Source organism: Sphingobium sp. GW821-FHT02B05 (genome assembly GCF_059421905.1).
Genome location: NZ_JBWKVW010000007.1, coordinates 77,698 through 100,548, shown reverse-complemented (window position 1 = coordinate 100,548; position 22,851 = coordinate 77,698). Strand labels below are relative to the sequence as shown.

Genomic DNA, 22,851 nt, shown 5'->3' with positions numbered 1-22,851 from the left:
AGCAAAGATGTCGTTAATTTCCAGTGTTTCAGCACGACCGGAATGCGATTGGGCATCAGGAACCTGACGTTTACGGAAAGGAAACGCTACGGCTTGGCCCGCTCGCGGGTCCTGAAAAAAAGATAAAAAAAAGCCGCCCAGAAGGACGGCCTTGAAGTTTTAGGAGAGGATGCCTGAAAGGCGAGTTCCTTTTGCGGTGCAGCGACGATTGTCGCAAATGCGAAACAGACAAGCATGGTTGCGTTTTCTGCAATCGTTATCTGGGCCTACCATTTCCGTAAGGGAAAATGTCGGAAGGGCGAAAGCATATTATACCAAAGTATAGCAGCAAAAATGCGTGATTCAGCGCGATTGCGGCCTGACCACGCCTGATTCGGCCAACTGCCCGTCCATGTCCGCCACCAGCCGATCAAGATCGGTCTGACTCGCCGATTCAGCGCGCGCTACCAACGCTGCTTCCGTGTTGGACGCGCGGAGCAGCCACCAGCCTTGCGCCGTACGCATGCGCACGCCGTCTATGGTGCATATATCGGCACCCTGCGCCTGCAACCGGTCGAGAATTTCCGCGATCACGCCGAACTTGCGGGATTCCGCGACGGGGAAGCGCCATTCCGGGGTGATGACGGTCGCGGGCATGGCGTCATGCAGCGCCGTGACGCTGCGCCCCAGCGACCCGATGGCCCGGATCAGCCGAACGGCCGCGTAAAGACCATCGTCATAGCCGGGATAATCGTCGGCGAAGAAGAGATGCCCGGTGGTTTCGCCGCCCAACAGGCTGCCAATCTGCTTCATTCTGGACTTGATATGGCTATGGCCGGTCTTCCACATGTCGGGCCGACCGCCCAACGCGGCGATGCGGTCGAAGACGGTCTGACTGGACTTTACATCCCCTACGATCGACGCGCCGGGGCGTTTTTCAAGCACGACCTGAGCGAACAGGCCGAGCAGCTGATCGCCAGGCAAGGTGCGGCCAAGACTGTCGATCACGCCGATCCGGTCGCCATCGCCATCGAAGGCCACACCGAAATCGAGCTGCTTGTCGCGGACAAGCGCGCGGAGATCGGCCAGATTCTTGTCCTCGGAAGGATCGGGATGATGGTTGGGAAAATGTCCGTCTATATCGGTGAAGAGCAGATGATGCTCACCGGGGAGCAATTGCGCCAGCTTCTCCACCACCGGGCCGGCAGCGCCATTGCCCGCGTCCCAGCCGATGCGGCAGGCAGGGCCGTCAAAACCCTGCAAAAGTCGCGCGACATAGGCGTCCATGATGGCGATCGTCTCGACCTGCCCCGTACCGGAGTTCCAGTCGCCGGCCGCCGCCATGATGCCCAAAGCCTGAATGTCCGCGCCGAAAAAGGGCGCATGCCCCTTCACCAGCTTGAAGCCATTCTGGTCGCCGGGATTATGGCTGCCGGTTATCTGGATGGCGCCATCCACATCCTCCGACGCTTCGGCATGATATAGCATCGGCGTCGGACCAAGGCCGATGCGCAGCACGTCGATGCCGGTCTGGACGAGGCCATCGACCAAAGCGGATTCCAGCATCGGCGAACTCAGGCGCCCGTCATAGCCGACCGCGATGCGCCGGCCGCCCGATCGCGCGATCACCGAGCCGAAGCTGCGCCCCAAAGCCCAGGCATCGGCTTCGTGCAGCCTGTCCCCCACCCGGCCGCGCAGATCATAGTCGCGCAGCAGGGTCGGATCGAAAATATGGCTCACCGCTGCTTTTTCTCGGCGAGCAGCAAATCGCGCGCGGCGTTGATCTGCGCCGCCAGCGCCTCGGTGCCGCCCTTGTCGGGATGGACCGACGCGATCAGGCGTCGATGGGCAGCGCGGATCGCCTTCGCATCGGCGTCGGGGCCAAGGCCCAGCAAGGCGCGGGCCTTGGCCACATCATCGGCGCGGGGCGAAATCGACGGGACGGCGCGTTTGCGGGCTTTCGCCTTGGCCTCGATATTGCCCTGTTTGGCGAAGAAAAGCGCTGCGCCGATCAGCAGCGGGGCACCGATCACCGGCTTGCCCTTCGCCGCCAGAACGGCGCCGACCAGCGCCGCACCCAAAGCCATGCCATCCTTTGCCGTCATGCGTTGCAACTTTCCCGTCCAGATCAGCCAGATAGCCAGCCCGGCGATCAGGAGCGTCAGCAAGCCCATCAGGCAGCGCCAAGCAGGTCCAGAGCGCCGGTCCCCTCCAGCGTGGGCAGCGCCAGGCCCGACACCATCTCGCGCAACTCCTGCCGCGCCGCGATATGGCTGACGCCCAGTTCGCCCAGATGCCCCTTGTCCAGCAAAGTCAGGCCAGACGGGAAAAGCTCGCGGAAGATGACCCGTTCCGAAAGGCCGGGAATGACGCGGAAGCCGACCCGGCGGGAGAGTTCCATCAGCGCGTCGCCGACCCGCTTCTTGTTGCGGGCATCATGATGCTGGACGCGGTTGCGCAGCACCACCCAGTCGATGGTGACGCCATCGACCTTCGCCCGCGCCTTGCGCGCGTCGAAGATGAGTTCGGAATAGAAGGAGGGACTGCGGACCTTGAAGGTTTCCGGATCGACCTGCCCGATCAGGTCGAAATCGACGAAACTGTCGTTCATCGGCGTGACCAGCGTGTTGGCGTGCGGCGCCAGATGGCGGGCATAGATATCGTCGCGGCCAGGCGTATCGACGACCAGATAGTCGTTGCCAAGCGCCAGCGAAATCACCTGATCGTCCAGCGCGGCGATGCTGTCGCCGGTGAATACGTCGAACGCCGGCATGGGCAGGTCGATGCCGCGGCGCCTGGCCGTTTCCCGCCGATTTTCCATATAGCGGGTGACGGTGCGCTGACGCGGGTCAAGGTCGATCAGGCCGACCTTGTGGCCGAGCGCGGACAGGGCGATGGCGGTATGCACCGCCGTGGTCGACTTGCCGGTCCCGCCTTTTTCATTGGCGAAGACGATAAGATGCGGCTGCGGATTGCCCATTGGCCCCAGTAAACCCCGTTGATTGTCGCAATGCGTGTTGACGGTCGCGCCGGCACGAGCCTAGCAGGACAGCCATAGGATTTTGCCCTTATCGGAGCCGTGACTTCCGTGCAAATATTGCGTGACCTGCCCGCCCTTCGTGCCGCCGTCCAAGCCCTGAAAAGCGATGGAAAGCCTGTCGTTCTGGTGCCCACCATGGGCGCCTTGCATGACGGGCATATGGCGCTGGTCGAGGAAGCACGGCGCCATGGGCGGCATGTGGTCGTGTCGATCTTCGTCAATCCCCGCCAGTTCGGCCCGAACGAGGATCTGGACGCCTATCCCAGGCGGGAAGCCAAGGACGCGCAGATGTTGCAGGCGGCGGGCGTCGACATTCTCTGGGCGCCCAGCGTCGATGTCATGTATCCGGCCGGCTATGCCACCAATATTCGCGTGTCGGGGATCAGCGACGGGTTGGACGGCGCGGCGCGGCCGGGCCATTTCGATGGCGTGGCGACGGTGGTGACCAAGCTGTTCAACCAGGTGCAGCCCGATGTCGCTATTTTCGGCGAGAAGGATTATCAGCAGCTGGCGGTGATCCGGCGGTTCACTAGCGACCTGAACCTGCCGATCGAGATTGTCGGCCTGCCGACCCAGCGGGCCGAGGATGGCCTCGCCCTCTCCTCCCGCAACGCTTATTTGAGCGACGAAGAGCGCAAGGCGGCGCTGGCGCTGCCCCGCGCACTGGGCGAAGCCAAGCGGCAGATCGAGAAGGGCGAGCCGGTCGAGGCCGCACTGGCGCAGGCGATCGCATCGCTGGCCGCCCATGGGTTCGGGCCGATCAATTATGTGAAGCTGTGCGACGCGGCGACGCTGGAGCCGATGACCTTGCTGGACCGGCCGGCCCGGCTGCTGGGCGCAGCGAAGCTCGGCAAGACCAGACTGATCGACAATATCGCGGTCGATTTCGCTTAACTTCGCACTTTTCCCGCAAATTCGGACATTTTATTGCGCGGGTCTGATCCTATTCGCGCGTCCGTCGCAAGCTGCAACCCTAAGGCAAAGCGGCCATCATAGGACAGGCAATAGGATCAGAAGGGCTTTACGATCACCGCGATGACGATGACGGCGGCGGCCACCCCCGGAATCTCGTTCATCATGCGCAACTGCTTGTCGCTCAGCGGGCGTTCCCCCCGCGCCAGCTTCTTCGTGTAGCCCGCGATCCAGCCATGATAGCCCGACAGGCCGAGCACGAAGAGCAGCTTCAGGTGAAACCAGCCAAAGCTCCAGGCACCGATTTCCACCATCAGCATCAGGCCGAACAGCCAGACCAGGACCAACGACGGGTTGAGGATGATCTTGAGCAATCGCCCTTCCCGCTCGATCCATCTTTTGTCCTCCGGCGATCCGGGCACGGTTTCCTGATGATAGACGAAGAAACGCGGCATCATGAACAGCCCCGCCATCAGGAAGATGACGAAGATGACATGGGCGGCCTTCACCCAGAGATAGGCGGCACCAAGATAGGCCATCAGTCGCGGACTCCTTGAAGCGATTTCAAGTCAGACGGAACGTCTGACGGATCGGAAATCGCGTTAATATCAGCTTCGCACATAGCTAATGAGCGCTTCGACATGTGCAATGGGCGTGTCGGGCAAAATGCCATGGCCAAGGTTCATGATATGGGGCCGGTCAGCAAAGGCGGCGCGGATCATGTCGACCGCCTCCTCGACCGCCCGGCCGCCCGCGATCAGCGCCAGCGGATCCAGATTGCCCTGCACCGGCAGCCCCTTGGGCAGCGCTTCATTGGCCCAATGCGGGTCGATCGTTTCATCGACGCCCACAGCATCAACGCCGGTCTGCGCGGCATAGTCTGCCAGCTTCGCGCCGGCGCCCTTGGGAAAGCCGATCACCGGGATGTCGGGATGGAGCGCCTTTAGCTGCGCGACGATCCGCTTGTTCGGCTCGATCACCCAGCGCTGGAATTGCAGCGGCGACAGGCTGCCGGCCCAACTGTCGAACAGCTGGACCGCTTCCACGCCGGCATTGATCTGTCCGCACAGATAGATGACCGTTGCATCGACGATCGCGTCGATCAGCGCGGCGAAGCGATCGGGCTGCTGATAGGCCATGCGGCGGGCCAGCCCATGATCCTTGCTGCCCTGCCCCGCCACCATATAGGTCGCGATCGTCCAGGGACTGCCCGCAAAGCCCAGGAAGGTGACGCTTGGCTCCAGGGCCGCCTTCACCTGCCTTACCGTCTCATAGACCGCGTCGAAGCGGCTATAATCGGCCGTCAGCGCGGACAAGTCCGTTTCGGCCAGGATCGGGGCCAGGCGCGGGCCTTCCCCGGCTTCGAACCACAGATCCTGTCCCATCGCATAAGGCACGATCAGGATGTCGGAAAAGAGGATCGCACCATCGAAGCCGAAACGACGGAGCGGCTGGAGCGTGACTTCGGCTGCGGCGGCGCTGTCATAGACGAGTTCGAGGAAGCCGCCCTTGTCCGCCCGTAGCGCCCGATATTCAGGCAGGTAGCGACCAGCCTGGCGCATCAACCACATGGGGGGAACCGCAGGACGATCTCCTTTCAGAACGCCAAGGAGCGGCTTGTCCGTCAGGCTCACCGGGGCGTCTTGGCGCATCACATTCTCTCTTATTATTTAGATTCAAGGGATGATAGAGATAGTAGGTCGGTTGGCAGCGGGGTTTATGCGCTGTGCCCGCTTTTGCCAACAACTTGACTCAGGAGAGTCACGGAAGACGTGGCGAGTCAGAGTCATAATCCCCGTTACCCACAGGCTGTGGATGGAATCGGGGGCCTGTTGGGGGCTTGTGGATAAGATTCCGGTCAGTGGGGACGGGAAAAGCCCCGCAACTTATCCACAATTTCATCCCTTGCTTTATCCACAGCCCTCCAACAGAGATGTCCCCATGGCGCGCATCCACCTGCATCTTCTGTCTGACTCCACCGGCGAAACGCTGGAAAATATCGCCAAGGCGGCGATCGGGCTGTTCGAAAATGTCGAGGCGATCCGCCATTTCTGGCCGATGGTGCGGTCCGAAGTGCATCTCGACCGGATCATGGAGGAGATCAGCGCCAATCCCGGGCTGGTGCTGTTCACGCTCACCAATCATCCGCTCCGCCGCCGGCTGGAAACGCGCTGCCGCGCGCTCGGCCTGCCGCATGTCGCGGCGCTGGACAGCGTGGCCGACGCGCTGTCCAACATATTGGGGCAGGAAACCCGGACCCGGCCGGGGCGCAAGCATATATTGGACGAGGCCTATTTCGCCCGGATCGAGGCGATCCAGTTCACGATTGCCCATGATGACGGCGTGGGGCATGAAAATTGGGAAGAGGCGGACATATTGCTGGCCGGCGTGTCGCGCGCGTCCAAGACGCCGACCTCCATCTACCTCGCCAATCGCGGGTACAAGACCGCCAATATCCCGCTGGTGCCGGAATCGCCGCCGCCGCGCAGCCTCTACAGCCTGAAGCACCCAATGGTGGTGGGGCTGACGGTCAGCCCGGAGCGACTGATCCAGATCCGGCGCAACCGGCTGCTGTCTTTGAATCAGGCGCCCGAAACCGCCTATGTCGATAATGAGAAGGTGCAGGAGGAACTGGCCTTTGCCCGGCGGATGTTCGCCGACAATGGCTGGCCGGTGATCGACATGACCCGCCGGTCGATCGAGGAGGCGGCCGCCGCCATCATCAACCTGTTCAACGACCGCGAACTGGCGGAAGGGCATGAGATATGATCATATTGGCGTCGCAAAGCGCAAGCCGCAGGGCGTTGCTGAGCGCCGCGCAGGTGCCGTTCGAGGCACTATCGCCGGGCGTGGACGAGGAAGCGGCCAAGGAGGCGCTGCGTGCCGACGGCCTGGACGCGCGCGCGCTGGCCGATGCGCTATCGGAGCTGAAAGCGCTGAAAGTCTCGCGACGGGTGCCGGGCGCGCTGGTGCTGGGCTGCGACCAGACCCTGAGTCTGGCGGAGAGCATCGGCGATGGCGAAGAGCGTGGCGCAATGATCGACAAGGCGGTCGATCGGGCGGATGCGGAGCGCATCCTGCGCCTGCTGTCGGGCCGGGTCCATCATCTGCATAGTGCTGCCGTCATTGCACTGAATGGCGAAGCGATCTGGCGCCATGTCGATCGGGTGCGGATGACGGTGCGGCCGCTGTCCGACGCCTTCATCCAATCCTATCTGGACGCGGACTGGGACGAGTTGCACTGGTGCGTGGGCTGCTACCGGATCGAGGGGCCGGGGGCGCAGCTGTTCAGCAAGGTCGAGGGCAGCCAGTTTGCGATTCAGGGCCTGCCCTTGCTGCCATTGCTTGACTTTCTGCGCGTACGCGGCGTTTTGGCGGCATGAGCGACGCCCTTCCCTATGCCGAAGTCATCGGCGACCCGATCGAACACAGCAAATCCCCGCTGATTCACAATTTCTGGCTGAACGCGCTGGATATCGAGGCGGAATATAAGAAGACCCATGTGACGCCGGAGGGGATGGCGGCCTATTTCCTGATGCGGCGGAGCGATCCCGACTGGCTGGGCTGCAACGTCACCATCCCGCACAAGATGGCGGTGCTGGACTTTGTCGACGATCCGGGCGGCGTGCGCGAGCGGATCGGCGCGGTCAACACCATCGCCAGCGAGACGGGCGGGCCGTTGATCGGCACCAATACCGATGCGGGCGGCTTCCTCCAGCCGTTGCTGCGCGACAAGTGGAAGGGGCAGAGCGCCGTGATCGTCGGTACGGGCGGCGCGGCGCGGGCGATCCTGTTCGCGCTGACCAGCCTGGGCGTGCCGGACATCACCATCATGGCACGCGATCCGGACAGGGGGCAGGCGCTGCTCGATCATGGCGGCACCAAGGGCCGCGTCATCGGCATGGGCGATGCGCTGCCGGCGGCCGACCTGCTCGTCAATTCGACCTCGCTCGGCATGGTGGGCCAGCCGCTGCTGGACCTCGACCTGGCGCCGCTGCCCGCAGGCGCGACCGTCTATGACATCGTCTATGCGCCACTGGAGACGGGCCTGCTCAGGGCGGCGCGGACGCGCGGCCTCAAGACGCTCGATGGCCTGGAAATGCTGATCGGGCAAGCGGCCCTGGCCTTCGACATTTTCTTCGACGCGCAGGCGCCGCGCGAACTGGACGCGGAATTGCGCGCATTGCTGGTCGCTGAGGACCATTAGGGGCTTGGGGGAATGAAGGTTTACGGCCTCACCGGGTCGATCGGCATGGGCAAGTCGGCGGTGGCGGCGATGCTGCGGCGTGAGGGCGTGCCCCTGTTCGACGCGGATGCGGAGGTCCACCGGTTGCAAGGGCCGGGCGGCGCGCTGCTGCCGGCGATCGAGGCGCGCTTTCCCGGCACGACCGGGTCAAAGGGCGTCGACCGGGCGAAGCTGGGTGCGGCGGTCTTCGGGCACCCCCAGGAACGCAAGGCGCTGGAGGCGATCGTCCATCCGGCGGTGCAGGCGGCGCGGACACGGTTCCTGCGGCGGAAGCGGGCGCACGGCTTCGTCGTGCTCGACATTCCCCTGCTGTTCGAAACCGGCGCGCACAAGCGGCTGGACGGGGTGATCGTCGTCACCGCGCCGGCGTGGAAGCAACGCCAACGAGTCCTGGCGCGGCCGGGCATGAGCGCGGCGAAATTCCGCCAGATCGTCCGACTGCAAACCCCCGATGCGCAAAAGCGGCGACGGGCGGACCATATCGTCCATACAGGAACGACATTTGCCGATACCCGCGCGCAGGTACGCCGACTGGTCGCTTGCCTTGGCGCGAAGACAGGTGGATAAGGGTTGGCCCACAGAGTCGAATGAAGAGGGCGATGCGCGAAATTATTTTCGATACCGAAACGACGGGGTTCGACCCGGCATCCGGCGACAGGCTGGTCGAGATCGGCTGTATCGAACTCATCAATCGCGTACCGAGCGGCCGGACATTCCACGCTTATTATCATCCAGAACGGGATATGCCGGCGGCGGCCTATAATGTGCATGGCCTCTCGGCCGACTTTCTGGCCAAGCATCCCGTCTTTGCCAGGGGCGCGGCGGAATTGCTGGCCTTTCTGGAGGACAGCCCGCTGGTCGCGCATAATGCCCGGTTCGACTTCGGTTTCCTCAACCACGAACTGAAACTATGCGGCCTGCCAGACGTGTCGATGGATCGCATGATCGATACGGTCGCGATCGCGCGTACGCTGCATCCCGGCGCCAAGCATAGCCTGGACGCGCTTTGCACCCGCTATGGTATCGACCGCAGCCATCGCGTCAAACATGGGGCGCTGCTCGACGCGGAATTGCTGGCGCAACTCTATATCGAATTGACTGGTGGCCGTCAGATCGGCCTGGGTCTGGCACAGGAGGAAGCGAAACAGATCGTCGGGGTGGAACTGACGGCGCAAACCGTGGTTCGCCCTGTTCGTCCCGCGCGGGTCTTTACGGCCAGCGCGGCGGAGCTGGAGCGGCATGCAGCGTTCGTCGCGACGCTGAAAGAGCCGCTCTGGCACCAGGAGGCATAGACCGTACTGGCCTATGCCCTCCATGCCCACCGGATCGCCTTTCCAGCATCCGGCAAAAATAAGGAGAAGGCATATGGATATTCGTGTTTCCGGACATCAGGTCGAAACGGGCGAGGCGCTCAAGGAGCATGTTGCCGAACGACTGGAGGCGATGGCCGAGAAATATTTTTCCCGCACGCTTTCCGCCCAGGTGACCTTTCGCAAGGCACCGCACGGGGCCTTCCACTGCGACATCGTCTGCCATGTGATGACCGGCCTGATTTTGAAGGGTGCGGGCGAAGCGCAGGAGGCGCATCCGGCCTTCGACCAGGCGGCAGCCAAGATCGAGCGTCAGCTCAAGCGCTACATGCGCCGGCTGAAGGATCGCCACAGCCAGGCGGTCGCCGCCGAGGCACAGCGGGCCAGCAGCTACAGCGTCGATGATATCGACGGCGCGGGCTACACCATCTTCGCCGGCCAGGGCGACGAAGAGGAAGAAGCGGCCGATGCGCCGCTGATCGTGGCGGAAACGCGGGTCGATATTCCCGAAGCCAGCGTGTCGGACGCGGTGATGATGCTGGACCTGCGCAACACCAATGCACTGCTGTTCCTCAATGCCGGCACGTCCGCCTATAATATGGTCTATCGCCGCCATGACGGCACGATCGGTTGGGTCGAACCACGCGGTTGACGCCTGCCGGGGCGATGGGGCCTGGCCCTGTCGCCTATGGTTGGCGTAGCGGCTGGGTCGCGCCGCCACGCCTTTCCGGCCCGGTCCGGCCCTGACCGCCTGTTGACCTGATGGTGCAGGCGGCTTATGGGGCCGGGCTTTCATAGTCCGAGGAAAAGCGCGAAATTTCGCCCGCGCGGCTCGGCCGTTTCGGATTGACCATGGTTAACTTCAACGACATCGTTTCCGCCGAGGCGCTCGCCACCGGCCTGTCGGCGAACGGCAAGAAGGCGCTTTTCCAGAAGATCGCCACGCTCGCCGCCTGTGCCTATGAGCTGGATGCGGACGAGGTGGGCGACGCCCTGTTCGAACGTGAGCGGCTGGGGTCGACCGGTTTCGGCGGCGGTGTCGCCATTCCCCATGCCAAGATCGCAGGCCTGAACAAGATGTGCGGCGTGGTGGTGCTGCTCGACCCGGCCGTGCCGTTCGACGCGGTGGACGATGCGCCGGTCGATGTCGTCTTCGCTTTGCTGTCGCCGATCGACAGCGGCGCCGAGCATCTCAAGACGCTGGCCCGCGTGTCGCGTTACCTGCGCGACGAAGGCCAGGTGGCCCGCCTGCGCGGCGCGCAGTCGACAGAGGCGCTACATGCGCTGCTGGCGGGCGGCGGGGCGCGTGACGCTGCCTGAATCCGGGCCTGATTTCGGGCCTGAAGTGCCCGGTGGAGAGGCAGCGCATTTTCGCGCCCTCGAAAATCTCTATCGCTCCGCACCGATAAACCGGCTGTTCCGGTCGGAACTGACGATCAGCGAACCGGGCCGGTCGGTCATCGACTTCGATGTGGATGAAAGCCAGTTCCATGCCGCCGGCGCGGTGCATGGCACGGTTTATTTCAAGATGCTGGACGATGCGGCCTTCTACGCTGCCAACAGCCTGGTCAGCGATCGTTTCTTGCTGACTACCGCCTTCAACCTGCTGTTCACCCGGCCGATCGGTCCGGGCCGAATCCGCGCCGAAGGCCGCTGGATCAGCGGCAAGCGCCGGGTCTATGTCGCTGAAGCGAGTCTGATCGATTCGGATGGCGAGGAGGTCGGGCGTGGCACCGGCACCTTCATGCGCTCACAATTCCCCCTTTCCTCGCTACCCGGCTATGGCCGCTGAATCCCGACTGACGAGCGCCATGCTGGTGGGGGCGCTCAGGCGACGGGTCGGCGCGGCCGGCGGATTTGCCACCATCATGGTCAAGGGCGATGAGATCAGCGGCGTGATTCTGGTCCAGACGCTTGAAAAAGGGCAATTTACCGGTCTCTATGAGCGGGTTTCGAACTTTGACGGCGGTCATGCGTTGATGCGCTGTGGTCCTGCCCTGGAAGACGGGTCGGAGGCCTTGGACGCCTATCTGGCGCGGCGGCGCAGGTCGGACCCCGACCTGTGGGTTGTTGAACTCGACATCCCGGAAGCGGAACGGTTTGCCGTGGAAACACTCGGCTGATCGTTGACACAGCGTCATGGTTTCGGCACAGGCCCCCGACGCCAACGCGCAGGTTGCCGAATTCGTCCAATGGGGGGCGGGGCCGGTAAACACGCAGACGGGGGGCGGCCGAACGTCAGAGAATATGGGTTAAAACGACGTTTCCGGCCAAGAACCGCATGATTTTGAGCCGTAATGAGTTTTCGTCTGAAAGCTGCCTTGATGGTAGCCTTTGCCCTGTCCGCCGCCGCTGCGGTCACGGCTTCCGATATGTCGATCGCCGGTGAGTCGGTCGCTTCGGTCACATCTCTTCCGCAGGCTTTTCCTGCTACAGCCCCTGGCACAGCTTCGACCGGCACGCAGTCTGCCGTCGTTTTTTCCACGCCGCGCGAAGTGTCGCAGCCGCTGGAATCGGCCCGCACGGCCACTGCCGAATTTTCCCCTGATGCCGATGCGCAGGCCACCAGCCTCGCTGCTCTGGTCGACGCCCAAGGCGCACCTGAGGAGCTGGACGGCGACATGAAGTGCCTGGCCGGTGCGGTCTATTTTGAATCCAAGGGCGAAAGCCTGGAAGGCCAGTTGGCCGTCGCGCGCGTGATCATCAACCGCGCCAAGTCCGGCCGTTTCGCGAGCAGCCTTTGCGGCGTCGTGTATCAGCCCAGCCAGTTCAGCTTCGTGCGCGGCGGCGGCATGCCGCCCGTCCGCATCGATAGCCGCAGCTGGCGCGAAGCCGTCGCCATCGCCCAGATCGCGGCGAACGACAGCTGGGACAGCCGCGCGGAAGGCGCGCTCTTCTTCCACGCCCGCCGCGTTTCGCCGGGCTGGGGCAAGGCCCGTCTGGCGTCGATCGACAATCACATCTTCTATCGTTGAGGATCAGGCGCGCGGGACGCGCCTGGTCTAGGTTGGCGAAACTTTTCAGGCCGGTTCGGATCATCCGAATCGGCCTTTTTATTTGTTCCCTTCCTGTTCTAAAGTGGCGACATGAATAGTGCCCCGACCGACGTCTGTTCCCCCCTGACCGATGGCACCGCGCTGGCGGTGGCGCGGGGGACTTTGCGGCTATTTTTCCGCCATGACATGAGTGGAATACTGGAAGTGCCGCTGCCCAACGGTCGTCGGGCGGACATCATGGCCATAGACGGCGCCGGGCGGCTGACCATCGTGGAGATCAAGTGCAGCAGGGCCGACCTGCTGGGCGACATGAAGTGGCCCGACTATTTCGACTATTGCGACCGCTATTATTGGGCCGTGCCGGCGGGGTTCGACCTTACCTTGTTCGATAGCGAGGCTTTATGGCCGACGCGCACCGGCCTGATCGTCGCCGACCAATATGATGCGGAACTGGTGCGCCCTGCCCCGGTCGAGCCGCTGGCGGCAGCGCGGCGCAAGGCAGAGACATTGCGCTTCGCCCGGCGTGCCGCCCGGCGGTTGACGGCACTGAGCGACCCGGACCATGCTGCGGAGATCGGCTGGTAGGGCCGGCTATCCATTGCGACAGGAAGCGGGATGCGATCCCATCTGGAATTTCGATCGGGGGCATTGTGCGATCCGCCTGGTACGGCGCGGCGCGGCGAATTGCTGGCGCGGCAACTGGCGATCGGCCTGCCGGCGCAGGGCTATCGCATCCGCAACGCGGCGGCCAAGGATTGGGGATGGTGCGTAATGGTGGACAATCCCGGCTTTGCGCTCTGGATCGGCTGCGGCGCGCTGGCGGACCATGGCGACGGACATCTCTGCTTCATTCATCCGTCAAAGCCACGCATCTGGACCTGGATGGGGCGCGTCGATGCAAGCGAAACGGTGGAGCGGCTGGCGAGCGCGCTGGAAAGTTGCGTCCTGCGCAGCGGCGTCGCCCATCATCTGCGCTGGTGGAGCAAGGATGAGGTGAAGGCGGGCCGGCGCTGACGCCACGCGCCGCCTATATGTTCAGAATACCGGACCCTGCACCGTGCCGGCAGGCTTGGCCGTCGTCTTGGCGGCGTCCAGCGCTTCGATCAGGCCGGGGGTGCGGCCGTCGCGCTGCGCATAGTCGCGTGCAGACATGCCGGCGATGGTGTCGCGCTTGTCGGGGCTGGCGCCCTGCGCCACCAGCAGGCGGACAAGGCCGATGTCGCGCAATTGAACCGCGCGGATCAGCGGGGTTTCGCCGCTGCCATTCACCTTGTCGACCTGCGCCTTGTAGGCGAGCAGGCTGCGCACGCCTTCCTCGAACCGGCCCTGCACCGCGTCCATCAGCGGCGTATTGCCGTCATTGTCGGTCAGGTTGGGATTGGCGCCCTTCGACAGGAGGAAGGTCAGCCAGGTGGCATCGCGCCGGGCGACGATGAAATGCAACGCATTTTCGCCGGTGGACACGTCGCGGCTGTTGATGACGGTGGAGCCCGGCTTCTGGATAAGGTCGGTGACCTTCTGTCCGTCCTTGTCCTTCACAGCCTTCAGGAAGTTGTAATTGTCCGAAAACTGGGCCTGCGCCGGCGCGGGCGTCAGCAGCGCCATGGAGATCAACCCCAGGAAAGCGGAAAGGAACTTGCTCTTCATTATACGCCCCGTTGCATTGCAAATCATGTCCTAGCAGGGCATGGCTGGCCATGCCATGAACAAAGACGCCGCAATCGCCGCCCTGCCTTATCTGGCCCTGCCCTTTCTTGCCCTGCTGGCTGCCTGTAATATGGGGGCTGGCGGCGGGGCATCAAGCGGCGAGAGCGAACAGGGCGAATTGACCGGCGCGCGCATCGGTGCGCCCTTCACCCTGACAAACCAGGATGGCAAGCCGACCAGATGGGACGATTTCAAGGGCCAGTATCGGCTGGTCTATTTCGGCTATACCTATTGTCCGGACGTCTGCCCGGTCGACCTGCAACGGATCATGCAGGCGTTCGCCCGGTTCGAGAAGGCAAAGCCTGTATTGGCGGCCAAGGTGCAGCCGATGCTGATCAGCGTCGATCCGCAGCGGGACACGCCGGCTGTGCTGAAAACCTATGTTGCCGCCTTTCACCCGCGCCTGATCGGCCTGACCGGCACGAAGGACCAGATTGCCAAGGTCGCCAAGGATTTCGTGGTGATCTACAATCCGGAGACGGCCGGTGGCGCGACGACCGACTATCTGGTCAGCCACAGCCGCACGCCCTATCTGTTCGATGGCGCTGGCAAGCCGGTGGCGCTGGTGCCGGTAGATGATCCCGCGACGGCAGATGTGGATGAAGGCGCGCCGGACAAGGTGCTCGCCTTCCTGGACAAATGGGTCAAGTGACGCACTTCTGGGAAAAACCGCTCGATACGCTCGACAAGGCCGAATGGGAAGCCTTGTGCGACGGCTGCGGCAAATGCTGCCTGCACAAGGCGCAGGACGAGGATACGGGGCGCATCTATCCCACCAATATCGCCTGTCGCCTGCTCGATCGACACAGCGGGCAATGCAGCAACTACAAGGACCGGCGCAAATTCGTGCCCGATTGCGTGCGGCTGACCCCGGCCAAGGTGCGCCAGATCGAATGGTTGCCGCGCACCTGCGCCTATCGGCTGCGCGGCGAAGGGTTGCCCCTGCCCGACTGGCATTATCTGGTTTGCGGCGATCGGGAGGCGGTGCATCGCGCCGGCCAGTCCGTACGCGGCTGGACGGTGGGCGAGGCTGACGCTGGCGACTGGGAAAATCATCTTGTCGACCGCGAAGTCTGAGGGTGGGAAGTCTGATCCGGACGCCGCGATCCTGATCGACGGCGTGGCCATGCCGGTGCTGGTGCGCCGGTCGGCACGGGCACGGGCCTATCGCCTCACGATCGACAGCGCGCGCGGGGCGCTGCGCCTGTCGCTGCCGGCGCGGGCCAACCTTAAAAAAGCGCTCGGCTGGGCACAGGACCATGAAGGCTGGGTGCGCGCGCAGATGGCGAAGCAGCCGGCGATCACCCTGCTGGAGCATGGCGCGACCTTTCCGCTGGAGGGGCGCGAGGTGACGGTCCAGTGGATGGAGGGCGCGACGCGGACGATCAGGCTGGAGGGCGACCGGCTGTTGTTGGGTGGCGCGGCCGAATCGGTGGGCGCGCGGGTGCAGCGCTGGCTGGTGGCGCGGGCGCGGGCAGTGCTGGAGACGGAGAGTCACGCCATGGCGCTGGACCATGGGCTGATCGTTGCTTCGGTGGGCGTAGGCGATACGCGCAGCCGTTGGGGCAGTTGCGCGTCTTCCGGGGCGATCCGCTATAGCTGGCGCTTGATCCTGGCCCCGCCGGAGGTGCGCCGGGCGACCGTGGCGCATGAACTGGCGCATCTGCTGCACATGGATCACAGCCCGGCCTTCCACGCCGCGCACAAGCGCATCTATGGTGCCGATCCCAGGCCGGCGCGCGCATGGTTGCGCGCGCATGGGGCGGGGCTGCACCGCTATCGGGCCTGACTCGCATGGCGCGGGCGAAGAGGCGCTATCTGACGGCGACGATGCCGGATGGCTATGTGAAGCGGATTGGGCCGACGGCGGACCCGCTGACCCATTATTGGCGGATCGTGGCGGAACTGGACAATGGCAAGACCGAAGTCTTCTGGGGCCATACGCGGTCGCTGGCGGAGGCGAAGAAGCTGAAGGGACCAGCCGGGGACGGCGCCAGGATGCGCGGGTGGAAAAGCTATGTCTTCGAGATTGCGGAACTGGTCGAAGAGCCGGTCTAGCACCATCCGTCAGGGTTTAGTTTAACGTCGATGCGGCCAGGCGCCCGATGCGTCGCCGGAACAGTCATGATCGGCGCCCTTCCGATAGGGCAGCCCGCAGTCCTTGCAGGTGGCATAATCGCCGACCTTCAGGCCATGGCCAACCGCCACCCGCTCGTCGAACACATAGCAGTCGCCCTGCCAGTGGCTCTCGGCTTCCGGCATTTCCTCCAGATAGCGTAATATGCCGCCCTTGAGATGATAGACGTCGTCAAACCCGCGCGCCTTCACCAAGGCGGTGGATTTTTCGCATCTGATGCCGCCGGTGCAGAACATCGCGATCCTGGGTGTCCGGCCCCGCGCCTTGAGGTCGGCGGCGAAACCTTCGAACCAGCCGGGAAATTCGCGGAAGGACTTGGTTTCCGGGTCGATCGCGCGATCGAATGTGCCGACCGCCACTTCGTAGGCGTTGCGCGTGTCGATGACGATCGTGTCGGGATCGGCGATCAGGGCGTTCCATTCGGCAGGGTCCAGATGGGTGCCGGCCTGATTGACGGGGTCGAGATCGCCCACGCCCAGCGTCACAATTTCCGCCTTCACCTTCACCTTCATCCGGGCGAAGGGCGCATCATGCGCGTGCGAATATTTGACGTCCATCGCGGCGCAGCCCGGCAGGGTGCGCAGGTGCGCGACGAGCGCCGCGATCGCCTCGGCACTGCCTGCGACGGTGCCGTTAATCCCCTCGCCCGCCAATATCAGCGTGCCGCATGTTTCCAGATCCGCGCAGCGCACGCGCAGGTCTGCGGCGATCGACGCCGGATCGGCGAAGCGGGTAAAGCAATAGAGGGCGGCGACGATGTAGGTGAAAGGTTCAGCGGACATGGGGCCGCCTATAGGGCTTTGCGCCGCCTCTTGAAAGCCGGGGCGGACAGGCGCATAGGCAGGCGATGGTTCCCCTTTCGTTCGCAGGTCAGGCCTTCATGGCGCTGCCGGAGGCCGCGCTCTACTGGCCGGCGCAGCGGGCCTTGCTGGTCGCCGACCTGCATTTCGAAAAAGCGAGCTGGTATGCCCGTTTCGGCCAGTTCCTGCCCCCGCATGACAGCCAGGCGACGCTGGACGTAATCGAGACGCTGGTGGCGCGAACCGGGGCGCGGGCCGTCTGGTCGCTAGGCGACAGTTTTCATGACTCGGACGGCGCGACGCGGTTGGACCCGATGGCGCGTGAAAGGCTTATTTCCCTTACGGAAAGGCTGGACTGGATCTGGATTACCGGCAATCATGACGTCGCTGTCCGGGACATGCCAGGGGGACGCCGGGTTCGGCAAGCGCAGGTCGAGGGGATATGGTTGCGGCATGAAGCGGAGGCGGATGATCCGCACCCCGAAATTTCCGGCCATTACCATCCCAAGCTGCGCCTGTCGGTCCGGGGCCGGCATGTGTCGCGACGCTGTTTCGTGGGATCGGCGACCAAACTGATCCTGCCTGCGCTCGGGGCGCTCACGGGAGGGTTGGATGCAGGCCATGGAGAGATTCGCCGCGCGGTCGGGCCGGGTGCGGCTGCGTTGGTGCCGGTCGCCGACCGATTGCTGCGCTTTCCCCTATCGTAAACTTCCCCTACGGAAATCGGCCTGGCCATTGTTGCTATCCAGCAACATCGACCGCACTGCTTCTTCCGCAGATGCAGAAAAAGCGCAGAAAAGCGCGCGACTCTTGCCATGTCCCTGCTGTGGCAGCATAATCACCCCAACCCCGACGCGGCGAAAAGTCGTGCGGGCCAGGAGAGGATCGACATCATGACACATAAGAGTCCCTTGCTGACGACCGTGGGTGCGTTGGCACTGTGCATGTTTGCCCCTGCCGCTCTGGCGCAGGACGCCACCGCGCCGCAACCGGTCGTGGACGACAGCGGCACCAATATCATCGTGACGGCGACGCGCCGGGCCAGTCCCCTGTCCGACGTGCCGATTGCCGTGTCGGCGGTGGGCGCGCAGGCGATGCAGAATAGCGGCGCGAGCGACATCCGTACGCTCAATCAGCTGGCGCCATCGTTGCTCGTCTCCTCTACCGGGTCGGAAGCCAATGCGTCGGCCCGTATTCGCGGCATCGGCACGGTTGGCGACAATCCGGGCCTCGAAAGCTCGGTCGCGGTCTTCATCGACGGCGTCTATCGTTCGCGCACCGGCGCGGGCCTCAACGAACTGGGCGAGATCGAACGGGTCGAGGTGTTGCGCGGGCCGCAGGGCACGCTGTTCGGCCGCAATGCGTCGGCTGGCCTCATCAACATCATCAGCAAGGCGCCCGAACAGACATTCCATGCCAAGGGTGAGGTCACCTACGGCAATTATGATTATTGGCGCCTGTCTGGTCGCGTCACCGGGCCGATTGCCGATGGCATCGCGCTGGCGCTGGACGGGGTGTGGAGCAAGCGCGACGGCTTCTACAAGCTGGTCGATGGCGCCGGCAACAGGGTGGGCGACACCAATGACCGCGACCGGTATTTCCTGCGCGGCCAGGCGCTGATCGAACCGAACGACGCGCTCTCCATCCGTCTGATCGGCGACTATACCAATCGCGACGAAAGCTGCTGTGGCGCGGCTTACGTCGAGGCGCGCGAGCGGCGGCCGGCCGCGGGCGGCGGCTATACCGACGCGCCGTTCAACCGGATCGCCGCGATCCTGGCGGGTCAGGGCAGCGTGATCCCGGCCGATCCCTATGACCGCGAACTCCATGTGACGCCGGGCCGCGACTATGTCAGCAAGCTCAAGGATTGGGGGGTGTCGGGCGAGATCAATTATGATTTCGGCGGCGCGAAGCTGACCAGCATCACGGCCTATCGCGACTATAAATCCCAGGATTACGGCGATTATGACTATAATCGCGCCGACCTGCTCTACCGCGATCCCAACACCTATCGCCAGTTCAAGACCTTCACGCAGGAATTGCGCTTGCAGGGATCGGCCTTCAACGACAAGCTCGATTGGCTGGTCGGCGGCTATTACGCCAATGAAAAGCTGACATTGCAGGACAATATCCGCTTCGGCGCCGACTATGGACGCTTTGCGGCCTGTCGCCTGATGGCGGGCGCGGGCGCGACCAGCAACTTCACGGCGCAACAGCTGGCGGCCTGTGGCAGCGGCCTGGCCACCCAACCGCTCATCACCGGAACGCAGGCGAACCTCAATGCCGGGCTGACCGCCGCGCTGATCGCGCGCGGCGTGCCGGCACCGATCGCGGCGGCGCAGGCCGGGGCGATCTCGACGGGCCTGGGCAACGGCCTGCGCGCGCTGGCGGCAATTCCTTCCGGCACGGGCGACGTCGCCTCCCTCTATCGGCAAAAGAGCGAGAATTGGGCGCTCTTCACCCATAATATCGTACACATCACCAACCGGCTCGATCTGACTTTGGGCCTGCGCTACACCCATGAAAGCAAGCGTTTCTCCGCCGATTTCAACAATAATAACGCGACCTGCGCGGCGTTGCAGGCGTCCGGCCTGCCCGGCATCGCCACCAATGCCGCGCTGGGCAGCGCATCGACGCTGGCCGGCGGCATCCTTACTCTGGGGTGCCTGGGCAACGGATCGACCAGCCTCAACGCGCTCGACCTCAACGACAAGATCAGCGACGGCGAATTTTCCGGCACGGCGGTCCTGTCGTGGAAACCGGTCGACGAATTGCTGCTCTATGGCAGCTATTCGAAGGGCTATAAGGCGGGTGGCTATAATCTGGATCGTTTCCAGCTGGGATCGACCGGGCTTAATGCTGTCCCTGCCGTCTTTGCGCCGCGTAGCAATGCGGATGTGGCCAGCCTGCGCTTCGCCGCGGAAAAGGTCGACAGCTTCGAAGTCGGCCTGAAATATGTGCAGCCCAAATGGAGCGTGAACGTCGCCGCCTTCCGGCAGGAGTTCAAGAATTTCCAGCTGAACACGTTCAACGGCACCAGCTTCGTCGTGCAGAATATCAATGGCTGCGACAGCGCGCTCAGCACGGCGCGGACCTGCGATAGCGGCGATGTCGGGCCGGGCCTGATCAGCCAAGGCGTGGAACTGGAAGCCAGCGTCAGCCCGGCACGCAATTTCCGCGTATCGGGCGGCGCAACCTATGCCCGCGCCAAATTCGCCAACCGTTTGGTCGGCAGTGGCGATGGCAGCGTGCCTCTCGATCCCGCGCTGTTCCTGTTGCCCGGTTCGATCAACAGCAACGCGCCCAAGATGGTGACAACCGCCAGCATGGCCTGGACGCCCGATATCGGGTCTTCGGGCCTGTCGGCGCTCTTCTACGTCGACGGACGCATGACCAGCGACTTCAACACCGGGTCTGACCTGTTCCCCGAAAAACGGCAGGACGGCTTTGCGGTGGTCAATGCCCGCATCGGTATTCGCGGGCCGGAGCAGCGCTGGGCCGTGGAATTCTGGGGCCAGAATATCTTCAACCAGAATTATAGCCAGGTCGCCTTTTCCAGTCCGCTCCAGTCGAGCAGCCCGGCAACATCGACCACCGGCCAGTTCGCGGCCGGCGCGCCGATGGCGAACCAGCTGATCTCCGCCTATCTGGCGGAACCGCGTACATATGGCATCACCTTGCGCGGGAGTTTCTGAGCATCCCTCTCCCGCTCGCCGGAACCGGGCGAGCGGGAGAGGGCCTTTGTCCGAACAGGGCCGTGCCGACGCGAATATCGGTCGCGCCCAGCATGATCGCGGTTTCATAGTCGCCCGACATGCCCATCGACAGGCGCGGGAGGCCCTCCTCCCGCGCCATTTTTGCGAGCAGGGCGAAGAAGGGCGCGGCCTCGATATCGGCGGGCGGGACGCACATCAGGCCCAGCACCGGAATGTCGGCATCGCGCGCGGCGGCGATCAGCGCGGGCGTGTCCGCGATCGGACAGCCGCCCTTCTGTTCTTCCGTCCCGATATTGACCTGAATGAAGCAAGGCACGCGCTTCCCGGCCGCATCCATCGCCTTGGCAAGCGCGGTCAGCAGCGAGGAGCGGTCCAGGCCATGGATCACATCGAACAGGGCGACGGCGTCGGCCGCCTTGTTGGATTGCAGCTGGCCGACCAGATGCAGTTCCACACCGGAAAACTCCTCGCGCAGCGCCGGCCATTTTTCCTGCGCCTCCTGCACCCGGTTTTCGCCGAATACGCGCTGCCCGGCATGCAGCAGCGGACGGATGGCATCGGCATCATGGGTTTTGGATATGGCGATCAGGTTGATCGCGTCACCGCTGCGGTCGGTCAGACGCGCGGCACGGTCGATACTATCGCGCAGGGTGGCGAGGCGTTCGGCGGCGTCGATGAGGCTGTCTGTGGTCATGCAGGCTGCTATAGGCGAGGGCCATGTCGCACCGCCACCGCAAAAAACGGCCCAGCCCCCTGCCCGCGCTCTGGCTGATGACCGACGAGCGGGTCGATGCGGCGGCGCTGCTGGCGGCGGCGGCGCGCTTGCCCACGGGACGGGCGGGCATCGTGTTTCGCCATTATCGCACGGCACCGGCGTCGCGGCGGGCCTTGTTCGATGCGTTGCGGGCGATCGCGGGGCGGCGGCGGCTGGTGTTGCTGCTGGCGGGTGACGCAAGGCTGGCGGCGGCCTGGCGGGCCGATGGCGTGCATGGCGATGCGCGTCGGGTCGCGCGGCCCTTGCTGCGCAGCCGCGCCGTGCATGATCGTCGGCAGGCGGTGGCCGCACGGGGGAGCGACCTGTGCTTCGTCTCCCCCCTCTTTCCGACCCGATCGCATGTCGGGGCGGTGGCATTGGGCCGCGTCCGCTTCGCGGCGCTGGCGCGGTTGGTTGATGCGCCGGTCATGGCGCTGGGGGGCGTGAAGTCTGGACATCGGTGCATGCTGGCCGGCATCGGCGCCGATGGCTGGGCGGCGATCGACGGATTAATCCGCTGAACCGATGCAGGCGGTCAGTTCCAATCCACCCGCGTCCATCCCAGCGTCGCCGCCAGCTTCGCCAGCGGCTTGTGCGGGTTGCTGGCGAAGGGGATGTCGGCAAATTCCAGCATCGGCGCGTCCGACACATGGTCGGAATAGGCGCGGATATGCGCCTGGCTGCGGTCGATCGCCTCGGCCGCCATCCATGCCTTGATCATGCGCAGCTTGCCGGTGTCGTAGCAATTTTCGCCCGCAATCTTGGCGCGGACATAGCGCAGATCCTGGCTCAGATGGTCGGTGGCGATCACCGCGTCAAAACCCAGCCGCCGCGCGATCGGTTCGACATAGAGGCGGTAGGAGGCCGTCGCGAGCACCAGCCGATAACCATTTGCCCTGTCCTGCGCGATCTGCGCCACCGCGCCGGCGCGCAGGTTGGTGGCCATAACCTTGTCGGCATAGCTTTCGATATGCGGCATCAATTTCGCCCGCTCGACATTCCAGCCGATCATCAGCGCCTGGTTGAGTTCCTTGAGCCGCTGGCGGCTGATCAGTTTCAGCACATAGGCCAGCATCAACAGGATGACGCAGGGGAAAAGCACCAGCCGCCACGGCGCCATCCGCCGCGCCACATGGATCAGGAAACCGGTATAGGTGCCGCTGAACGTCACCGTGCGGTCCATGTCGTAGATCGCCAGCTTGTAGTTCGTCATGCCGTTTCCGAAACTTTTCTGTCCGCCCTTCGTTCTGGCTT

The 22,851-nt window shown here is 64.1% G+C and carries 29 protein-coding genes; 20 read left to right on the top strand and 9 right to left on the bottom strand.

Features of this window, described 5'->3' with window-relative positions; genetic code table 11:
- Window positions 1-342 precede the first annotated feature (342 nt).
- The 3 genes from pgmG to AC07UX_RS17430 are packed head-to-tail and all read right to left on the bottom strand — an operon-like array spanning window position 343 to window position 2,959.
- Entirely contained in the window at window positions 343-1,719 is a 1,377-nt protein-coding gene (gene pgmG, locus AC07UX_RS17440; protein WP_495193239.1) for a phosphoglucomutase/phosphomannomutase PgmG, read from the bottom strand.
- On the bottom strand, window positions 1,716-2,153 hold the full coding sequence (locus AC07UX_RS17435; RefSeq protein WP_495193238.1) for a J domain-containing protein: 438 nt from the start codon (window positions 2,151-2,153) through the stop codon (window positions 1,716-1,718). Before AC07UX_RS17435 ends, pgmG begins: the two co-directional genes overlap by 4 nt.
- Window positions 2,153-2,959: a division plane positioning ATPase MipZ gene (locus AC07UX_RS17430; RefSeq protein ID WP_495193237.1), complete on the bottom strand. Its 807-nt coding sequence runs from the start codon at window positions 2,957-2,959 to the stop codon at window positions 2,153-2,155. The genes AC07UX_RS17435 and AC07UX_RS17430 overlap by 1 nt, the downstream gene beginning before the upstream one ends.
- A 108-nt stretch (window positions 2,960-3,067) precedes the next feature.
- Here AC07UX_RS17430 and panC point away from each other — a divergent pair, with 108 nt between their 5' ends.
- Complete coding sequence (gene panC / locus AC07UX_RS17425) at window positions 3,068-3,913, top strand: pantoate--beta-alanine ligase (protein WP_495193262.1); 846 nt, start codon at window positions 3,068-3,070, stop codon at window positions 3,911-3,913.
- Between the two features lie 116 nt (window positions 3,914-4,029).
- Here the strand turns inward: panC and AC07UX_RS17420 are convergent, their stop codons facing one another.
- Together AC07UX_RS17420 and hemE are read right to left on the bottom strand one after the other, a co-directional pair.
- The gene (locus AC07UX_RS17420; protein ID WP_495193236.1) at window positions 4,030-4,470 is read right to left on the bottom strand and encodes a CopD family protein; all 441 of its coding nucleotides are present in this window, start codon (window positions 4,468-4,470) and stop codon (window positions 4,030-4,032) included.
- 69 nt (window positions 4,471-4,539) lie between these two features.
- A complete protein-coding gene (hemE, locus tag AC07UX_RS17415) occupies window positions 4,540-5,583 on the bottom strand; it encodes a uroporphyrinogen decarboxylase (protein ID WP_495193235.1) in 1,044 nt (347 codons plus the stop codon).
- Between the two features lie 289 nt (window positions 5,584-5,872).
- Between hemE and AC07UX_RS17410 the strand changes: the two genes are divergently transcribed.
- The 12 genes from AC07UX_RS17410 (at window position 5,873) to AC07UX_RS17355 (ending at window position 13,497) form a co-directional block, all read left to right on the top strand.
- The gene (locus AC07UX_RS17410; protein WP_495193234.1) at window positions 5,873-6,700 is read left to right on the top strand and encodes a pyruvate, water dikinase regulatory protein; all 828 of its coding nucleotides are present in this window, start codon (window positions 5,873-5,875) and stop codon (window positions 6,698-6,700) included.
- Window positions 6,697-7,314, top strand: coding sequence for a Maf family protein (locus tag AC07UX_RS17405; protein WP_495193233.1), 618 nt, complete (start codon window positions 6,697-6,699; stop codon window positions 7,312-7,314). Before AC07UX_RS17410 ends, AC07UX_RS17405 begins: the two co-directional genes overlap by 4 nt.
- Window positions 7,311-8,138, top strand: a complete 828-nt coding sequence (locus tag AC07UX_RS17400) for a shikimate dehydrogenase family protein (RefSeq protein ID WP_495193232.1) — start codon at window positions 7,311-7,313, stop codon at window positions 8,136-8,138. Before AC07UX_RS17405 ends, AC07UX_RS17400 begins: the two co-directional genes overlap by 4 nt.
- A 12-nt stretch (window positions 8,139-8,150) precedes the next feature.
- Window positions 8,151-8,744 (top strand): dephospho-CoA kinase, encoded by a 594-nt coding sequence (gene coaE, locus AC07UX_RS17395; protein WP_495193231.1) that lies wholly within the window; start codon window positions 8,151-8,153, stop codon window positions 8,742-8,744.
- Between the two features lie 32 nt (window positions 8,745-8,776).
- Window positions 8,777-9,469, top strand: coding sequence for a DNA polymerase III subunit epsilon (dnaQ, locus tag AC07UX_RS17390; protein ID WP_495193230.1), 693 nt, complete (start codon window positions 8,777-8,779; stop codon window positions 9,467-9,469).
- Between the two features lie 73 nt (window positions 9,470-9,542).
- A complete protein-coding gene (hpf, locus tag AC07UX_RS17385) occupies window positions 9,543-10,139 on the top strand; it encodes a ribosome hibernation-promoting factor, HPF/YfiA family (protein ID WP_495193229.1) in 597 nt (198 codons plus the stop codon).
- A gap of 200 nt (window positions 10,140-10,339) precedes the next feature.
- Entirely contained in the window at window positions 10,340-10,807 is a 468-nt protein-coding gene (locus tag AC07UX_RS17380; RefSeq protein WP_495193228.1) for a PTS sugar transporter subunit IIA, read from the top strand.
- On the top strand, window positions 10,767-11,279 hold the full coding sequence (locus tag AC07UX_RS17375) for a PaaI family thioesterase (RefSeq protein ID WP_495193227.1): 513 nt from the start codon (window positions 10,767-10,769) through the stop codon (window positions 11,277-11,279). The genes AC07UX_RS17380 and AC07UX_RS17375 overlap by 41 nt, the downstream gene beginning before the upstream one ends.
- Window positions 11,269-11,610: a DUF1491 family protein gene (locus tag AC07UX_RS17370; RefSeq protein ID WP_495193226.1), complete on the top strand. Its 342-nt coding sequence runs from the start codon at window positions 11,269-11,271 to the stop codon at window positions 11,608-11,610. Before AC07UX_RS17375 ends, AC07UX_RS17370 begins: the two co-directional genes overlap by 11 nt.
- 174 nt (window positions 11,611-11,784) lie before the next feature.
- Window positions 11,785-12,462: a cell wall hydrolase gene (locus AC07UX_RS17365; RefSeq protein ID WP_495193225.1), complete on the top strand. Its 678-nt coding sequence runs from the start codon at window positions 11,785-11,787 to the stop codon at window positions 12,460-12,462.
- A gap of 111 nt (window positions 12,463-12,573) precedes the next feature.
- Entirely contained in the window at window positions 12,574-13,068 is a 495-nt protein-coding gene (locus AC07UX_RS17360; protein ID WP_495193224.1) for an MmcB family DNA repair protein, read from the top strand.
- A gap of 30 nt (window positions 13,069-13,098) precedes the next feature.
- Window positions 13,099-13,497 carry a hypothetical protein gene (locus AC07UX_RS17355; RefSeq protein ID WP_495193223.1) on the top strand — a complete coding sequence of 133 codons (399 nt, stop codon included), beginning with the start codon at window positions 13,099-13,101 and terminating at the stop codon, window positions 13,495-13,497.
- Between the two features lie 21 nt (window positions 13,498-13,518).
- On the opposite strand, the gene AC07UX_RS17350 is transcribed toward AC07UX_RS17355, so the two are convergent.
- Window positions 13,519-14,130 carry an ankyrin repeat domain-containing protein gene (locus AC07UX_RS17350; protein WP_495193222.1) on the bottom strand — a complete coding sequence of 204 codons (612 nt, stop codon included), beginning with the start codon at window positions 14,128-14,130 and terminating at the stop codon, window positions 13,519-13,521.
- A 40-nt stretch (window positions 14,131-14,170) separates the two neighbouring features.
- On the opposite strand from AC07UX_RS17350, the gene AC07UX_RS17345 reads away from it, so the two are divergent.
- From AC07UX_RS17345 to AC07UX_RS17330, 4 genes are read left to right on the top strand one after another with little or no spacing between them, the layout of a single operon-like run.
- Window positions 14,171-14,842, top strand: a complete 672-nt coding sequence (locus tag AC07UX_RS17345; protein ID WP_495193221.1) for an SCO family protein — start codon at window positions 14,171-14,173, stop codon at window positions 14,840-14,842.
- Entirely contained in the window at window positions 14,830-15,267 is a 438-nt protein-coding gene (locus tag AC07UX_RS17340; protein ID WP_056685410.1) for a YcgN family cysteine cluster protein, read from the top strand. The genes AC07UX_RS17345 and AC07UX_RS17340 overlap by 13 nt, the downstream gene beginning before the upstream one ends.
- Window positions 15,248-15,979 (top strand): M48 family metallopeptidase, encoded by a 732-nt coding sequence (locus AC07UX_RS17335; RefSeq protein ID WP_495193220.1) that lies wholly within the window; start codon window positions 15,248-15,250, stop codon window positions 15,977-15,979. Before AC07UX_RS17340 ends, AC07UX_RS17335 begins: the two co-directional genes overlap by 20 nt.
- Before the next feature lie 5 nt (window positions 15,980-15,984).
- Entirely contained in the window at window positions 15,985-16,248 is a 264-nt protein-coding gene (locus tag AC07UX_RS17330; protein ID WP_495193219.1) for a hypothetical protein, read from the top strand.
- Between the two features lie 21 nt (window positions 16,249-16,269).
- Here the strand turns inward: AC07UX_RS17330 and trhO are convergent, their stop codons facing one another.
- Complete coding sequence (gene trhO / locus AC07UX_RS17325; RefSeq protein WP_495193218.1) at window positions 16,270-17,109, bottom strand: oxygen-dependent tRNA uridine(34) hydroxylase TrhO; 840 nt, start codon at window positions 17,107-17,109, stop codon at window positions 16,270-16,272.
- A gap of 65 nt (window positions 17,110-17,174) precedes the next feature.
- Here trhO and pdeM point away from each other — a divergent pair, with 65 nt between their 5' ends.
- Both pdeM and AC07UX_RS17315 read left to right on the top strand, forming a co-directional pair.
- Window positions 17,175-17,834, top strand: a complete 660-nt coding sequence (gene pdeM / locus AC07UX_RS17320) for a ligase-associated DNA damage response endonuclease PdeM (protein ID WP_495193217.1) — start codon at window positions 17,175-17,177, stop codon at window positions 17,832-17,834.
- 186 nt (window positions 17,835-18,020) lie between these two features.
- Window positions 18,021-20,822 (top strand): TonB-dependent receptor, encoded by a 2,802-nt coding sequence (locus tag AC07UX_RS17315; protein ID WP_495193216.1) that lies wholly within the window; start codon window positions 18,021-18,023, stop codon window positions 20,820-20,822.
- Here the strand turns inward: AC07UX_RS17315 and AC07UX_RS17310 are convergent.
- Window positions 20,800-21,537 carry a YggS family pyridoxal phosphate-dependent enzyme gene (locus tag AC07UX_RS17310; RefSeq protein ID WP_495193215.1) on the bottom strand — a complete coding sequence of 246 codons (738 nt, stop codon included), beginning with the start codon at window positions 21,535-21,537 and terminating at the stop codon, window positions 20,800-20,802. The two genes, AC07UX_RS17315 and AC07UX_RS17310, sit on opposite strands and share 23 nt — an antisense overlap.
- Window positions 21,538-21,560: 23 nt before the next feature.
- Here AC07UX_RS17310 and AC07UX_RS17305 point away from each other — a divergent pair, with 23 nt between their 5' ends.
- Entirely contained in the window at window positions 21,561-22,118 is a 558-nt protein-coding gene (locus AC07UX_RS17305; RefSeq protein WP_495193214.1) for a thiamine phosphate synthase, read from the top strand.
- Window positions 22,119-22,132: 14 nt separating this feature from the next.
- Here AC07UX_RS17305 and AC07UX_RS17300 read toward each other — a convergent pair whose 3' ends face one another.
- The gene (locus tag AC07UX_RS17300; RefSeq protein WP_495193213.1) at window positions 22,133-22,810 is read right to left on the bottom strand and encodes an HAD family hydrolase; all 678 of its coding nucleotides are present in this window, start codon (window positions 22,808-22,810) and stop codon (window positions 22,133-22,135) included.
- Window positions 22,811-22,851 lie beyond the last annotated feature (41 nt).